The organism is Mycolicibacterium sp. XJ2546, assembly GCF_053483195.1.
The window spans coordinates 179,205-193,129 of record NZ_JBEFRW010000002.1 but is presented as its reverse complement, the minus strand read 5'-3'; the positions used below and the strand labels follow the sequence as shown (position 1 = coordinate 193,129).

General features: G+C 64.4%; 14 protein-coding genes. 3 read left to right on the top strand and 11 right to left on the bottom strand.

The window, feature by feature from the left end:
- The first annotated feature begins 144 nt into the window (after positions 1-144).
- The 3 genes from ABQE44_RS04450 to rfbB all read left to right on the top strand — a co-directional run bounded on the left by ABQE44_RS04450 (position 145) and on the right by rfbB (position 2,793).
- Positions 145-564, top strand: coding sequence for a hypothetical protein (locus ABQE44_RS04450; RefSeq protein ID WP_448428485.1), 420 nt, complete (start codon positions 145-147; stop codon positions 562-564).
- Between the two features lie 315 nt (positions 565-879).
- Entirely contained in the window at positions 880-1,686 is an 807-nt protein-coding gene (locus ABQE44_RS04445; RefSeq protein ID WP_448392843.1) for a class I SAM-dependent methyltransferase, read from the top strand.
- A gap of 111 nt (positions 1,687-1,797) precedes the next feature.
- A complete protein-coding gene (gene rfbB, locus ABQE44_RS04440) occupies positions 1,798-2,793 on the top strand; it encodes a dTDP-glucose 4,6-dehydratase (RefSeq protein WP_448392842.1) in 996 nt (331 codons plus the stop codon).
- Positions 2,794-2,809: 16 nt separating this feature from the next.
- Here the strand turns inward: rfbB and ABQE44_RS04435 are convergent, their stop codons facing one another.
- The 11 genes from ABQE44_RS04435 to ABQE44_RS04385 form a co-directional block, all read right to left on the bottom strand.
- Positions 2,810-4,213, bottom strand: coding sequence for an MCE family protein (locus ABQE44_RS04435; RefSeq protein ID WP_448428483.1), 1,404 nt, complete (start codon positions 4,211-4,213; stop codon positions 2,810-2,812).
- Positions 4,213-5,355, bottom strand: a complete 1,143-nt coding sequence (locus tag ABQE44_RS04430; protein WP_448392840.1) for a virulence factor Mce family protein — start codon at positions 5,353-5,355, stop codon at positions 4,213-4,215. The genes ABQE44_RS04435 and ABQE44_RS04430 overlap by 1 nt, the downstream gene beginning before the upstream one ends.
- Positions 5,352-6,599 carry an MCE family protein gene (locus ABQE44_RS04425; RefSeq protein WP_448392839.1) on the bottom strand — a complete coding sequence of 416 codons (1,248 nt, stop codon included), beginning with the start codon at positions 6,597-6,599 and terminating at the stop codon, positions 5,352-5,354. Before ABQE44_RS04425 ends, ABQE44_RS04430 begins: the two co-directional genes overlap by 4 nt.
- Positions 6,596-7,843: an MCE family protein gene (locus tag ABQE44_RS04420; RefSeq protein ID WP_448392838.1), complete on the bottom strand. Its 1,248-nt coding sequence runs from the start codon at positions 7,841-7,843 to the stop codon at positions 6,596-6,598. The genes ABQE44_RS04425 and ABQE44_RS04420 overlap by 4 nt, the downstream gene beginning before the upstream one ends.
- The gene (locus tag ABQE44_RS04415) at positions 7,840-8,868 is read right to left on the bottom strand and encodes an MCE family protein (RefSeq protein WP_448392837.1); all 1,029 of its coding nucleotides are present in this window, start codon (positions 8,866-8,868) and stop codon (positions 7,840-7,842) included. The genes ABQE44_RS04420 and ABQE44_RS04415 overlap by 4 nt, the downstream gene beginning before the upstream one ends.
- Positions 8,865-10,229, bottom strand: a complete 1,365-nt coding sequence (locus tag ABQE44_RS04410) for an MCE family protein (RefSeq protein WP_448392836.1) — start codon at positions 10,227-10,229, stop codon at positions 8,865-8,867. The genes ABQE44_RS04415 and ABQE44_RS04410 overlap by 4 nt, the downstream gene beginning before the upstream one ends.
- Before the next feature lies 1 nt (position 10,230).
- On the bottom strand, positions 10,231-11,085 hold the full coding sequence (locus tag ABQE44_RS04405; protein ID WP_448392835.1) for an ABC transporter permease: 855 nt from the start codon (positions 11,083-11,085) through the stop codon (positions 10,231-10,233).
- 10 nt (positions 11,086-11,095) lie between these two features.
- Positions 11,096-11,869 (bottom strand): MlaE family ABC transporter permease, encoded by a 774-nt coding sequence (locus ABQE44_RS04400; protein WP_448393131.1) that lies wholly within the window; start codon positions 11,867-11,869, stop codon positions 11,096-11,098.
- 191 nt (positions 11,870-12,060) lie between these two features.
- A complete protein-coding gene (locus ABQE44_RS04395; RefSeq protein WP_448392834.1) occupies positions 12,061-12,255 on the bottom strand; it encodes a ferredoxin in 195 nt (64 codons plus the stop codon).
- Entirely contained in the window at positions 12,252-12,665 is a 414-nt protein-coding gene (locus tag ABQE44_RS04390; RefSeq protein WP_448392833.1) for a nuclear transport factor 2 family protein, read from the bottom strand. Before ABQE44_RS04390 ends, ABQE44_RS04395 begins: the two co-directional genes overlap by 4 nt.
- Positions 12,662-13,897 (bottom strand): cytochrome P450, encoded by a 1,236-nt coding sequence (locus ABQE44_RS04385; RefSeq protein WP_448392832.1) that lies wholly within the window; start codon positions 13,895-13,897, stop codon positions 12,662-12,664. Before ABQE44_RS04385 ends, ABQE44_RS04390 begins: the two co-directional genes overlap by 4 nt.
- Positions 13,898-13,925: the final 28 nt, after the last annotated feature.

The window sequence follows — 13,925 nt, the reverse complement described above, 5'->3', positions numbered from 1 at the left end:
ACGATTCCGCGCCTGACGGTGTCAGTGCTCGTGGCTGTGGTCATGGTCGTGATCGTGGCTGTGGTCATGTTCATCTGCGTGGCTGTCCGAGCTGCCGCTGCCTGAGCTGCCGACGATGTCGTCGCAGTGCGCGTGGTCGTGACCGTGTCCACTGTCGCATTCGTCGACCACCGCGAGGCCAATAGCCTGACCGTGGGAATGGCTGTGGGAATGGCCGTGATCGTCCCCGCCACCATGGTCATGACCGTGATCATCCCCGCCACCATGGTCATGACCGTGATCATCCCCGCCACCATGGTCATGATCGTGATCATCCCCGCCACCATGGTCATGATCGTGATCATCCCCGCCACCATGGTCATGATCGTGATCATCCCCGCCACCATGGTCATCATCGTGATCACCCCCGCCACCATGGTCATCATCGTGATCATCCCCGCCACCATGGTCATCATCGTGATCCAGGTTGTCTCGTGCGATGCCATCGCGGCGGGCGCGGGCAGGGTCATCGACGGAGTCGTTGCCACCGGAGAGGTCGCTGCCGCCAGCGCTCACCGCGAGTGAGCGCTGCACGTTCACCGGGTAGATAGCGACGCGCGTGGCCGGACCTGTTGCGTACGGGCTGATTACGGCGGCTGGGCTGTCGACCTCTGCGGGTGAAACTCCAACGGCGCAAAGCGCGCCGATCAAGATAGCCGTGGGTGTGAATGCCTGGATCCCTCGCAATTGTGCGCGCACTACGCCTACCTCTCTCAGTCTGGATGTCGTACCCTACTGAGAATGATTATCATTTTCAGATGTACCTCGTCAACGTTATTCGCCAGAGTGGGCCGCTAGCGTTGGGCGACAAGCGAGTTCACGATGAAAGCTGGGAGGGCCTTGTCCGAGCTCACGACCCCCGAGGCGGTAAGCCAACAGCGGCGCATTTCATCCCTGTTTCGATACATCGAGAAACTGGGTGGCGACCGACCGTGGGGCAACTTGTTGGACACCGGTACCGGTGTCAAGTCCTTGGAGTGGATCACGACTCTGCCGACGCACAGCTGGACGGCTATCACCGCCTCGCACAGCATGGCGGACCGCATCCGCACGGCGCCGGGGATCCACGTGCGCACCCAGGACCGTCTCCTGGTCGGCAACTGGGTGAACGACAGCCTGCTCACCGGAGAAACCTTCGATACCGTGCTCGTCGACTATCTGATCGGCGCTATTGAAGGCTTCGCGCCGTACTGGCAGGGTCGGGTGTTCGAGCGCTTACGCCCGCTGGTGAGCGATGCTGGCCGTCTCTACATCGTCGGCCTGGAGCCCTACGTGCCGTTCAAGCCGGACACCGAAAGCGGCAAGATGATCTGGGAGATCGGCCGCGTACGCGACGCCTGCCTGCTACTGGCCGGTGAACGCCCCTACCGCGAGTTTCCCTCAGACTGGGTGCTGCGGCGACTCGGTGAAGCCGGCTTCCGCATGGTCGAGATTCGTCACTTCCCCATCCGCTTCCGTGAGCACTTCATCAACAGCCAACTCGATATGTGCCTCAACCGCCTAACCCGCTTCGCGTCCGAAGAGGTCGGGGCGGCAATGCGCAAGTACGTGGACGATCTACGCGCACGGGCTCTCGCCTTGAATGAACGTGAAGACGGGCTGCGTCACGGCAATGACTACGTGATCGCGGCCGAACCGATGTCGTGAGCCCGCCCGGCTCCCGGTGACCCGCACCGCCCCGGACGGACGACACCGCAATCGACTGGAACCAAATCCTCGCCCACCTCGGCCGCACGGTGGTCCGCTAGGGTTTTCGCCATGCGGTTGCTGATCACTGGCGGCGCGGGGTTCATCGGCGCCAACTTCGTGCACAGCAGCGTGCGGGTGCATCCCGACGATGAGGTGACCGTGCTGGACGCGATGACCTACGCGGGCAGCCGCGAGTCGCTGGCCGCCGTCGAGGACGACATCCGACTGGTGCAGGGTGACATCACCGATGCGGACCTGGTGGGCAAGCTGGTCGCCGAGAGCGACGCCGTCGTTCATTTCGCCGCCGAGACCCATGTCGACAACGCGCTGGCCGACCCGGAGCCGTTCCTGCGCGCCAACGTCATCGGCACCTTCGTGGTGTTGGAGGCGGTGCGCGCACACGGGGTCCGGCTACATCATGTGTCGACCGATGAGGTGTACGGCGACCTCGAGTTCGAGAACAAGCGACGGTTCACCGAGTCCACCCCGTACAACCCGTCGAGTCCGTACTCGTCCACCAAGGCCGCCGGCGACATGCTGGTGCGCGCGTGGGTGCGCTCCTACGGTCTGCGCGCGACGATCTCGAACTGCTCCAACAACTACGGGCCATTTCAGCACGTGGAGAAGTTCATTCCGCGCCAGATCACCAACGTGCTGACCGGTCGGCGGCCCAAGCTTTACGGCTCGGGCGCCAACGTACGCGATTGGATCCACGTCGACGACCACAACAGGGCGGTGCGACGCATCCTGGCCGATGGCCAGATCGGACGGACGTATCTCATTGGCGCCGAGCAAGAGCGAGACAACCTGTCGGTGATACGGACGATCCTGCGGTTGATGGGCCGCGACCCCGACGATTTCGACCACGTGACCGACCGCGCCGGCCACGACCTACGCTACGCGATCGATCCGACGGCGCTCCGCGACGAACTCGGCTGGACGCCCAAGCACACCGATTTCGAGGACGGTCTGCGCGCCACGATCGACTGGTACCGCGACAACGAAACATGGTGGGGCCCACTGAAAGACGTCACCGAAAGCACATACGAGCAGCGTGGTCAGTAATTGCGTCGACTAGATGTCAGGGCGGCAGCAGCATGTTCTGCCACGACTTGTCGGGTCCCGCTCCTGCCGCCAGGTCTGACTGTGTGTAGTGGCGGCCGTCGGGGCCGGTGAAACCACCGGTAGCCGGATCGTATTCGACGGCAGCTGGCGGCGACACATGTGGTACCGCCTGCCCCGACAGCGTGGCGTTCGGGTCACCCTTCCAGTTGAGGCCGTCGTTGAGCGGCACATACTCTTCGTCGCTCTCGCACAGCGCAACGGTCGGCGCGCGTTTACCCGGCACGGTCGCACACGGCGTGTTACGCGCGCCGCGCACATTGAATTGCGAGTCTTGCGGGACACGGCAATACAGGTCGCCTTCGGGACGGTCCGGGTGGTCTTCGAAGACCGCGGAGCGTTGTTGCTGTGCGGGCAGGAAACCCGTTGTGCACGGCGGCGGTAGGTTGATGTTGAGGTTGAAGCTCAGGTACTGCCCCTTGTAGTCCTGTTTGGTGTTGTGGTTGGCGACCAGGCCGGCTTGTTCAGCCGATATCACCTGGGGAAAGAGCACCAACAGCTGTTCGATGTTGTCGTGGTAGGCAACGGCCACCTGCCCGACGCTGACCAGGTTGGCCAGCATGACCGGCAGCGTCGGCTTGATCCGGTCGACGACCTGACGCACCGCGTCGGCCGCTTCCGCTCCGTCGTCGATCACGCGGGCGACGGTCCGGTCATGCGTCTGAAGCTGGCTGGTGACAGTGGCGACTTGTGCCGCCCACGCATTGATGGCCGCCGAGGTGCGGGTTTGCGAATCCAGCACGGGCCGGGACTGATCGATCAGCGTGATCAGCGGGTCGAGGTGCTCGCGAGCTTCTATCGCGAGATCGGTTGACCCCGAGACGATCCGGGACAGCTCAGGGCCGAGCCCTCCGACGGCGGTGTAGGACTCGTCGATGACGGTCTTGAGGTTGTCGCGCGGGATGGCCTGCAAACCGGCGTTGGCGTCGGCGAGAAGCGTGTTGACGTCGGGCGGCACCGACGTGTCGGCAAGCGCGATGACGTCACCGTTGCGCAGCGGCGGGGCATCGCCGGTGCGTGGCAACAACGCTACGTACTGTTCGCCGATCGCCGACTGGCTGTGCACTTCCGCGCGCAGATCCGACGGGATGTCGATGCCGCGCTTGAGCGATAAGACGGCCTCGACTCCGGACCGTGTGAGCCGCACGTCGTCGACCCGGCCGACCTCGGTGCCGCGGTATGTGACGTTGCCTCCGCTGTACAGCCCGCCGGTCTGCGGCAACTCCAAAATGACCTGGTACTGGCCGATGCCGAACAACTTGGCGGGCAGCTTCATGAAGTGCAGACCCATCAACCCCATCGCCGCCAACGCGATCGTGCTGAAGACGGCGAGTTGGATCTGTATCCTCCTGTCCAGTCGCACTACGGCCCCTGATCGGTTCGGTACGGCACGGTCAACGGGTTGGCGTGGGTGTAGGGGCTGGGGAACTGCCCGATGGTGCGGCCCCACTGCAGTTCAAGTTGGGTGAGATCACCTTCCCAACGGGTTCCGGTGAACATGCCTGCGTCGATCCGGCTCAGCGTCAGATCGGCGATCGCGGTCAGGTTCGCGTAGTCACCGCGTTGCCATTTCTCGATGGTCTCGTTCGGAAACGGAAAGGTGAGGATCAGTGACAACGCCCGCGTCATGCTCGGCCCGGCGTCGGCGAGCGACTCCAGCACCGGGCCGAGATCGTCGAGTTCCTTGACCAAGTTGTCCTTGGTCTTGTTGACCGAGTCCACGGTCAACGCGCTGAACGTGCCGAACCGGTCGGCGGCTTCGATCAGGTCGTGCCGCTGACCATTGAGTACGGCCAACGCATCCGGAATGGTCTGCAGCGCGTGGTCGAGCACCGGTCGCTGGGCGGCGAACGTGCCGACCAGGTCGTTGAGGCTTTCGGTGGCGGCGATGATGTCGCCGGTCTGGTCGTTGAGGTTACGGGTAAACGTTTCCAGCTGACCGATCACGCCGCGCAGGTCGTCTTCGCGGCCACGGAACGCGGTGGCCAGCGCCGCGGTGATGTCCTGCACCTGGGCCAGCCCTCCCCCGTTGAGCACCACGGACAGTGCCGCCAGGGTTTGCTCGGTGCTCGGGAATGCGTCACCACGCGAGAGCGGAATCAGGGAGCCGTCGTGCAGCCTGCCCTGCGGCGCCGCGTCTGCGGGTGGGCTCAGCTCGATGTGCAAAGAGCCCAGCAGGCTGGTCAGACCTATTGTGACGGTGGAGTTTTCCGGCAGCTCGACGTCACCGTCAATCCGCATCGTCAGCAGCGCGTGCCAGCCCTGACGCTCGATGTTGGTCACGGTGCCGACGTCGACATCGCCGACACGGACGCGTGAGTTCGGCTGGATGTTGTTGACATCGGGTAGTTGTGCCTGGATCACGAACGACCCGGGACCACCGCCTGCGGTGCCCGGCATCTGCAACGAGTTCAGCCCGCGCCAGTCCCCACAACCGGCAACCGCCGCCGCCATCGCGGTCGCGGCGCAGGCCGCGACGATGCGGCGCCACCAGATCCATCTCATGGGCCTTCTCCGTTGGCAGGGACCATCATTCCCGACAGACCGGCTGCGGGATCAGTCGGGAGTGCTGGCGGCACGTAGTCGGGGCGCAACCAGGCTTCGCTGTAGGTGACCTCGTTGGGTCTGGCTTGTGCTCCGACGAGGAGGTTCTCACCGATCGGCGGAAAGTTGTACTGCCGGTTCTTGACGATCGGGGCCAGGTATTGCGCGCAAAGCTTTGCCGACTGCTCGGCGCCGCGCCGGGAGGCCGCCTGAACCGCACCGCACAGAAAGCTGATCGGGTTGGCGAAGTTGTTGACGGCCAACGCGCCGGTCAACGCCCCGTTGGCGGGCTCGAAGATGTTATTGAAGTTCGCGACTGTGCCGGGGGCGATGTGCAGTGTCTGCTCGATATCGTCCAGGCTGGCGACCAACACGTCGCTGATCGACGCCAGCTGGTCCGTCGCGGTGCCGATCGCTTCCCGATTCTCGTCGGCGAAGCCCTGCACGTCGCCGATGACATCTCCGAGATCCTCGACCGTGCGCGCGACCTTCTGCGGATCGTCGGCGATCAGCGAAGTCACTGCCGCCATGTTTCCGTTGAGCTGCTCGAGCAGTTCGGCGCTGTCGTGCAGGGCGGAAACCAGTGTCGACAAGTTGGTGAAGGTGGTGAAGATGTCGGAGCTGTGTTCGCCCAGTGTCGCCAGCGCCGAAGACAGCCGGATGACGGTTTCGCGGATATCAGCGCCCTGCCCGCGCAGATTGTCGGCCGCGGTGTTGACCACCGCGCCCAGCGTGCTGACGCCGCCCGGATCGGTGGGCTGAAGAAGTTCGGTCAAGCGCTGCAGTTGAATTCGGACGTCGTCCCATTCCACCGGAACGGCGGTGCGCTCCTGCGGTATCACCGCGCCGGTGGGCATGGCGGGCCCGCCGGTGTAGACCGGGGTCAACTGAATCGCCCTGCCGGTCACCAATTGCGGCGAGAGGACCACCGCTTTGGCGTCGGCCGGCACCGGATGTTTGCGGTCCACCCAGAAGGAGACCTTGGCGCGGGTGGGCTGCGGTTCGATGCGGTCGACGCGTCCCACCGGCACCCCGAGGATACGCACGTCATCCCCGGCGAACAGACCATTGCTGTTCTCGAAATACGCTGTCACCCAGATTTTCCCGTCCGCCTCGATATACCGAGCCACCACGACGACGCCGGCGGCGAGTGTTACCGCCAGTACCGCGGCCAGCGCCGTGCGCAACCAGCGCGGCCCGGTCATGGCTGCTCCGATCCCGCTGTCGCGGTGCCCGGCAGCGCGGGTGGACCCGGTGGCGGCCCGCCAGGCGGTGGCGCCGGCAGCGGTTCGCGGTACGGATAGCGTGGGTCACCCGGTTTGCCGGTGATGGCGTCGGGCAGGGTGAGATGGGGCGCACCGCCCTGACCGGTGCGCGGGTACGGCACCGGCAGCGCAGGCGTACCAGGTTGGCCTGTCTGCGGATCGGTCAACTGCGAAGGAGCCAGCACGTTGGGGTCGAGTCCGAGATCGGAGAACGCCGCGTCGACGAAAGGCTGCACGAACTGTCCGGGCAGGAGGTTGACCACGTAGGCCTTGAAGAACGGACCCGACGACAGCGCCTCACCCAGTGACATCGCGTATTTGTTGAGTAGTGTGACCGCTTCCTGCAACCGTTCCTTGCGGTTGTCGATGATCGACATGACCACGTTGAGCTTTTCCAGCGCCGGCCGCAGTTGCTGGCGGTTTTCGGTGATGAATGCCTTCAATTGTCTTGCGGCCGAGGACATACTGTCCCAGATCTGGTTGACCGCGTCACTCTGGGTACGCAGTTGCGCCAACAACGCGTTGGTGGCGGAGACCAGGCCCGCGATCTGGTCGCTGCGGTGCGCCAAGACACCAGTGGCCTTGGCGGCGTTGTCGAGCAGGGTGCGCAACTGCGCGTCGCGGGTGTTCAGAGTCTGGGCGAACCGTGCCACGCCGTGCACCGCGCTGCGCAGCTTCTCGGGAGTGTCGGCGAAGGTCTCCGACAACGTCGACAACGATTCCGACAGTTGATCTGTGTCCAGCCCGCTGATGGTCTCGGCGAGATCACCGAGCGCGTCCGGCAGCTGGTAGGGCGAGATAGTGCGGGAAAGCGGAATAGGCCCGTGGAGTTCACCGCCGCCCTGCGGCAGCACGGCCAGCATTTTGGTGCCCAGCAGGCTCTTGGTCTTGATCGCGGCCTCGGTCGCCTCCCCCATCCGGATGTTCTTGTCGACGCTGAACCGGACCAGCACGGCGGCTCCGTCGAGTTCGATGGACGACACCCTGCCCGCCGGATATCCGGAAACCTCCACCGTGGCACCGGTGAGCAAACCGCCGGCGTCGGCGAAGTGGGCGGAGTAGGTCTTGACCTGGTTGACCACGGGAAGGTTCTGGTATTGCAGCGCGCCGATGACCACCGCGGAGACCACGACGACGCCGACGGCTCCGATCGCCAGCTGGCTGCGCTCGGTGAAGGATCTCATTTCGGTGCGCACCGCCCCGAAACCTGATCGGCGATCTTGACATACACCGGCTGACCGCCTTTTCCGTTGAGTTTCAACACGATTTCGCACAGATAGAAACTGAAGAAGTCGCCGCTGATGGCCTGTCGGCCCAACGCCCGGTACTTATCCGGCAACGTGTTGAGCAGGGTGTCGAGATAGTCGCGATCGGCCACCGCGATGGCGGCGGCGCGGTCGGTTTCGCGGACCACCTTGGCGAAGGGCCGGCGCGACTGGGCCAGCAGGTCGGCAACCGAACTGGCGGCTGCATCGGTGTAGGCCACCGCAGTTGAGATGTCGCTCTTGCGTTCGGCCAGCCCGCCCACCAGCTCTGACAACGACCTCACCGCCGTATCGAGCCGCTCAGTTTGACTGCCGAGCGAGCCGAGCACGACGTTGAGGTTGTCGATGACCTCACCGATCAGCATGTCGCGGTCAGCCAGGGTGTTGGTCACCATCGCCGCCTGCTGCAGAAAGGATCCGATGGTTGCGCCCTGGCCCTGAAGGGCCGAGATCAACTGCCCGCTGAGCGCATTGACCTGTTCGGGGTCAAGCACCCGAAACAGCGGCTTGAACCCGCCGATGACCGAGTCCAGGTCGAGCGCGGGCTCTGTCCGCGCCACCGGGATCGTTCCGCCCGGTTGCAGCTGACGAACTCCGCCGGCACCCTCCTCCAAGGCCAGATAGCGCCCGCCAATCACATTGTCATAGCGGACTGCGGCACGGGTAGCCTCCGTGAGAACGACGGAGTTCTCGGTGCTGAACTCGACTCTCACGGTGGAGTCGGCATTGAACGAAATGGCTTTCACCGTGCCGACCTCCACGCCGGCGATGCGCACCATGTCGTCGTCTTTGAGACCCGACACATTGGTGAACTCAGCGAGATATCTGTCGCCACCGCCGAATCGGAACTCGGCGAACACCGTCAACAACGCAAAGGTTCCGAACGCACACACCGTCAGGAAGATCAGCAGACGCCACGCAGCACCTTTGAAGTTGTCCCTCATGGATGGTCTCCCGAGCTCGGTGCGGCCGGGTCAGCGGCCGGTGGTACTCCTGGCCATAGCGGCACCCCACCGGGGCCGTACCGGGCCGCCCCGTAGGGCGGCGCTCCCGGGTACGGGATCGGCCCCGGCGCAGGTCCGGGCAGGCACTGCCTGATGCTCGGCGGCTCGGGTACCGCGCGGGTAACCGGGAGGTAGTTGGCCCAACAGCGCTGGCCGATACCGGGATTCGGCCGGATGTCCAGCCCGGTTCCCCAGCCGGTGTTGGTGATGAGCTGGCGTACGGGGAAGTTCTTGGTGGCGTCCGGCAGTGACCCGCAGCCGGGCTTTCCACCTGGCCCCCCTTTCGCGGCGATGGCGGGCAGGTGGTTCGGGTAGGCGTAGGGGTCGTTACCGAACAGCAGACCGACATCGAGCTGGATCGAGCGGCCGTTGGCACCGCCCCAGACGTCGTACCCGCCGTTGTCGAGGAACCACTTTGCGCCTTGCAACCAGCAGGTGTAGACGGGGCTGTACTGGTTCAGCAGACCGGTCGTAGGCTCGAGCACACTGACCAGACCCACCAGGCTGTCCTTGCTCGACGCGAGCAACTCGGTTCCGGAGGTGGCCAACCCGATCGTGTTGAGCAGCAGGGCATCCAGGTGTGCCGCCTGGTCGACGACGGTCTTGCTGGTGGTGCTCGCACCGTCGAGGATCGTCACGATGTCGGAGGCGGCCGCGGCATAGCTGTCGTTGAACCCTTTGAAGGACCGCCAGTCCTGGCGGATGGTTTCGTTGCGGTCGTTGAGCGCGGTGAGCACGACGTTCATGTCGGTGGTGGCCTGCCCAATCCGTTCACCCTGGCCGCGCACGCCGTCAGCGACGGCGGTGAGCACCGCGTTGAGCTTTGCCGGATCGATCATCTGCAGGAGATCCGAGAGGTTCTCGAAGATGGTGTTGACCTCGGTGCTGACGTTGGCTGACTGCAGCGTCGCACCGGCGGCCAGCGGGACCGGGCTGGGGTCCGGTGGGTACACCAGGTCGACGAACTTCGCGCCGAACGCGGTGGTGGCCTGGATCTGTGCCTGCACGTTGGCCGGGATGAACTGGATCTGCTTCGGCTCGATGGCCAGTTCCAGCGTCGCGCGGCCATCACCGCCGGTGATGTCGCGGACCCGGCCGACCTCGACGCCGCGCAGCTTGACCTTGGCACCGGTTTCCATCACCAGCCCGGACCGATCCGACGTCAAAGTGACTGGTACATAAGAGTGGAACGTACCGTTGTAGACGTTGGCGGTGACGAGGAAGAAGCCGGCGATCACAGCGAGCAGAATGGCGGTCCACCATGCATTGTGGAGGCGGGCTTCACCCTTGCGCGGCCGCATGTCAACCCGCCAGGTTGAAATTGCCTGACTGACCGTAGACGGCCAGTGAGATCATCACGATTTCAACCGCAGCGACAACCATCGATGTGCGCACCGCGCGGCCCACCGCCTCACCGACACCAGCGGGTCCACCCGATGCGGTGAAGCCGTAGAAGGTGTGCACGAGCATGATGACGACCGTCATTGCCACGCACTGGAAGAAGGACCAGATCAGGTCCGTCGGGTTGAGGAATGTTCCGAAGTAATGGTCGTACACACCTGAGCCCTGACCGTAGATGACGGTGGTGCCGAACCGGGCCGCAAGAAACGCCATCATCACCGCCACGCAGTACAGCGGGATGACGACCACCACGCCCGCGAGGACACGCGTCGCGGCGAGGTAGGTGATACTGCGGATCCCGATCACCTCGAGCGCGTCGATCTCCTCGTTGATCCGCATCGCGCCCAGTTGGGCGGTGGCCCCGGCGCCGATGGTGGCCGACAACGCCACCGACGTGGTGCCTGGCACGATCAGCCGGACGTTGAAGAATGCCGAGGCGAACCCGGTCAGCGCCTCGAACCCCACCGACGCCAACTGGTTGTAGCCCTGCACCGCAACCAGGGCGCCGGTCGTCATGGTGAGGAACCCGACGATCGCCACGGTTCCGCCCACAACAGCCAGTGCTCCGCTGCCCAGCCCCATTTGGGCGATCAAACGGAACAGCTCGGTGCGGTAATGGACGACGGCATCGGGAATCGCCGCCAACGTGTTGGCGTAGAACCTGGCTTGCCCTCCGATGCGGTTCCAGCCGGCGACGAACCCGTCGACAATGCGCGCCGTCCGTCCGAACGGCTTGCTGGGTATCCCGACACTCATGGGTATCGCCTCACGACACCGTGAACTGGATACCGACCGCGGTGACGAGAACGTTGATCGCGAACAACACCATGAAGGTGAAGACGACCGTCTCGTTGACCGCATTGCCTACGCCTGCAGGTCCGCCGTCGACGGAGATTCCCTTGTAGCAGGCGATCAGCCCGGCGGCCAAACCGAAAAGCGTTGCCTTGGTCAGCGACACGATGACATCCCCGGCCCCGGTGAGCAGGGTGAGGCCGGAGATAAAGGCACCAGCTGAGACGTTCTGGATATACACGCAGAAGAAGAACGCGCCCGTCAGGCCGACGATGATCACCGATGCCGCTAACGCCAGAGCGACGGTTGTCGCGGCGAGCACACGAGGCACGACCAACGCCTGTATCGGGTTGATACCCATGACGCGGAGCGCGTCGAGCTCGTCGCGTATCGTGCGGGCGCCGAGATCGGCACACATCGCGGTCGCCCCGGCTCCGGAGACCACCAGCACCGTCACGATCGGCCCGATCTGGTTCACCGTTCCGATTGCCGCACCGGTTCCCGAAAAGTCGGTGGCGCCAAACTCATTGAGCAGGATATTGAACGTGAACACAAGCAGTACCGAGTACGGCATCGTCAGCATCAGCGCCGGCAGCACCGAAACACGCGCGACGAACCACGTTTGAATAACGTATTCGCGCCAGGCGAACGGCCGCTTGAACATCAAGACGAAGGTGTCCAGCGACATCGCGAACACGCCGCCGATCGCACGTATCGGCTTGGTCGCCGTCTGCGCGGCCATCAACATGGCGTCTCGCACCTCCCTCCGAACAGGTCGATGTGGACCAGTGACATTGGCGAGGGTACGCGCCGCGCCACCCTTATGTCCATAGCCAGTACGCTCTCAGCGCATCCTATATTCCGGGGATTTTGGTTGTAACAGTAATTTAGCTCTAGGTAAGTATCTTGTTGATATCGCCTGCATCCGCGCCAGGGCGGTCATGGAGTCAACATCTGCAGGGCCCCCGACGGGCACAGCCCGATGGCGAGTCGGACCCGCGCCCGCATATCGTCGGGCACCACGTCCGACACGAGCACGACGACACCGTCCTCGTCCTGATCGAAGAACCCGTCGGCGGTCATCACGCACATTCCTGCCGACATGCAGATCTCGCGGTCGGCGGTGACCTTCATCGGCTGAACGCCTCCTGGGTCAGGGCGGAGTTCATGAAGTCGCGGAAATGCAGCCAGCGCCCCTGACGAAGTGTGATGATGTGTGCGAATTCCGACTGCCATTCGTAACCGGTGTCGAGCTTGCGGAAGCGCTGCCGGCCCCAGACGGCGAGCTCGTCACCGTCTGCGATGAACTTCCACGGTTCCATCTCGACGATTTGGATGGTCTCGCCCACCTTGGTGAAGAAGGTCACCGCCTCGGCGATGCCGTGATAATCACCGGCGTACGGGATGACCTCGGTGCCGTAATAGGTGATCCGCACATCGGGATCCATGTGCTCCAGCGCGGCGTTCAGGTCGCCCGCGGGCACGGCGGCGTAGATCGCCTTCGTCGCTTCGATGTTGCGTGCTTCGTTGGCGATGGTGGTCATGACAGCCGCAGGGGTAGCCGGACATACGCGTGCGTCAGCAGGCTGGCGGTCTGCTTTGTGCCGGGGTCATCGCTCAACTCGATGTGCTGGTAACGGTTGAGTACCGCGTTGAGCATCGCGCTGACTTCCAGCCGGGCCAGCGAAGATCCGAGACAGAAGTGCAACCCGGAACCGAACGAGAGCTGCTTGCGCAGGTTCGGCCGATCGATGTCGAGCCGTGACGGGTTGGGAAATACCGCGGGATCGCGGTTGGCCGACCCGAAGAACAGCGCCACCCAGTCACCCGCGCGGATCGGCTTGCCGCCCACCTCCACATCGCGGGTGGCGATCCGAAACAGCCGCTGCGGAGGTCCGTCGAGCCGCATCGTCTCCTCGATGAAGACCGTCAGCAGCGACCGATCGGCACGGACCCGTGCGGCGATTTCGGGTTCGCGCGCCAGGGCGTGCAACAGGTTGCCGATCAGAAACGTCGTGGTCTCACTGCCGGCGACCACCAGCGTGACGCAGAACCGGACGATCTCCTCCGGGGTCAGCCGTTGACCGTCGACTTCGGCACGCAACAACGCCGATATGAGGTCTTCGGCGTCCTCGACGTCCTCGCTCGTCGTTTGTTGGGCGACCAGTGACGTGTGGTCGGCGAGCCTGGCGGCGAAGGTCGCAACCATTTCCTCGTTGCTTGCGATACGTTCCTGCGGCGTCAGCGGCGAGCTCAGCATGAACGCGTTGGCCCATTTCTTGAAGCGGACGTGGTCGCCTTCGGGCAGGCCCAGCAGCCGCACCATGGCCCGGGTGGGTATTTCGGCAGCGAACGGCATCACGTCCACTTCTCCCTCGCCGAGATCGTCGAGCAACTGGGGGATCAACCCGTCGAGCCAGGGTTCCAGCCGCCTCACCCGACGGGGAGAAAACGCTTGTGAGACCAACTTTCGCTCCACCTCGTGTTTGGGTGGATCCGTGTTGACCAGCATCAGGCTGGGCGCGGAGGAGGCCTCTTGCAGCGGGTCCCGCGACGAGAACGTGGCACTGTCGCGCGCGGCCTCGAGTACCTGGTCGTAGCGGAACAGCGCCCATGCGGTGACGGGCTCATCGGCCCCGGGCACGGTCCCCGGCGGCCAGTCGCGGTAGCCCGCGACCGGGGAGGACGCGCGCAGCTGGTCGTACAGCGGATACGGGTCGGCGACGCCCTGTGGCGTGGTCAGCATTTCCAGCGCTGAAACGGTGGTGGATGACATGTCTCTTAGCCTCGGACAGCCACGCCAG

Bases quoted from the DNA above. Each gene is read 5' to 3' on its own strand.
- rfbB (WP_448392842.1), top strand. From the start codon at position 1,798: ATGCGGTTGCTGATCACTGGCGGCGCGGGGTTCATCGGCGCCAACTTC.
- ABQE44_RS04430 (WP_448392840.1), bottom strand. From the start codon at position 5,355: ATGAGATGGATCTGGTGGCGCCGCATCGTCGCGGCCTGCGCCGCGACC.
- ABQE44_RS04425 (WP_448392839.1), bottom strand. From the start codon at position 6,599: ATGACCGGGCCGCGCTGGTTGCGCACGGCGCTGGCCGCGGTACTGGCG.
- ABQE44_RS04420 (WP_448392838.1), bottom strand. From the start codon at position 7,843: ATGAGATCCTTCACCGAGCGCAGCCAGCTGGCGATCGGAGCCGTCGGC.
- ABQE44_RS04415 (WP_448392837.1), bottom strand. From the start codon at position 8,868: ATGAGGGACAACTTCAAAGGTGCTGCGTGGCGTCTGCTGATCTTCCTG.
- ABQE44_RS04410 (WP_448392836.1), bottom strand. From the start codon at position 10,229: ATGCGGCCGCGCAAGGGTGAAGCCCGCCTCCACAATGCATGGTGGACC.
- ABQE44_RS04405 (WP_448392835.1), bottom strand. From the start codon at position 11,085: ATGAGTGTCGGGATACCCAGCAAGCCGTTCGGACGGACGGCGCGCATT.
- ABQE44_RS04400 (WP_448393131.1), bottom strand. From the start codon at position 11,869: ATGTTGATGGCCGCGCAGACGGCGACCAAGCCGATACGTGCGATCGGC.
- ABQE44_RS04395 (WP_448392834.1), bottom strand. From the start codon at position 12,255: ATGAAGGTCACCGCCGACCGCGAGATCTGCATGTCGGCAGGAATGTGC.
- ABQE44_RS04390 (WP_448392833.1), bottom strand. From the start codon at position 12,665: ATGACCACCATCGCCAACGAAGCACGCAACATCGAAGCGACGAAGGCG.
- ABQE44_RS04385 (WP_448392832.1), bottom strand. From the start codon at position 13,897: ATGTCATCCACCACCGTTTCAGCGCTGGAAATGCTGACCACGCCACAG.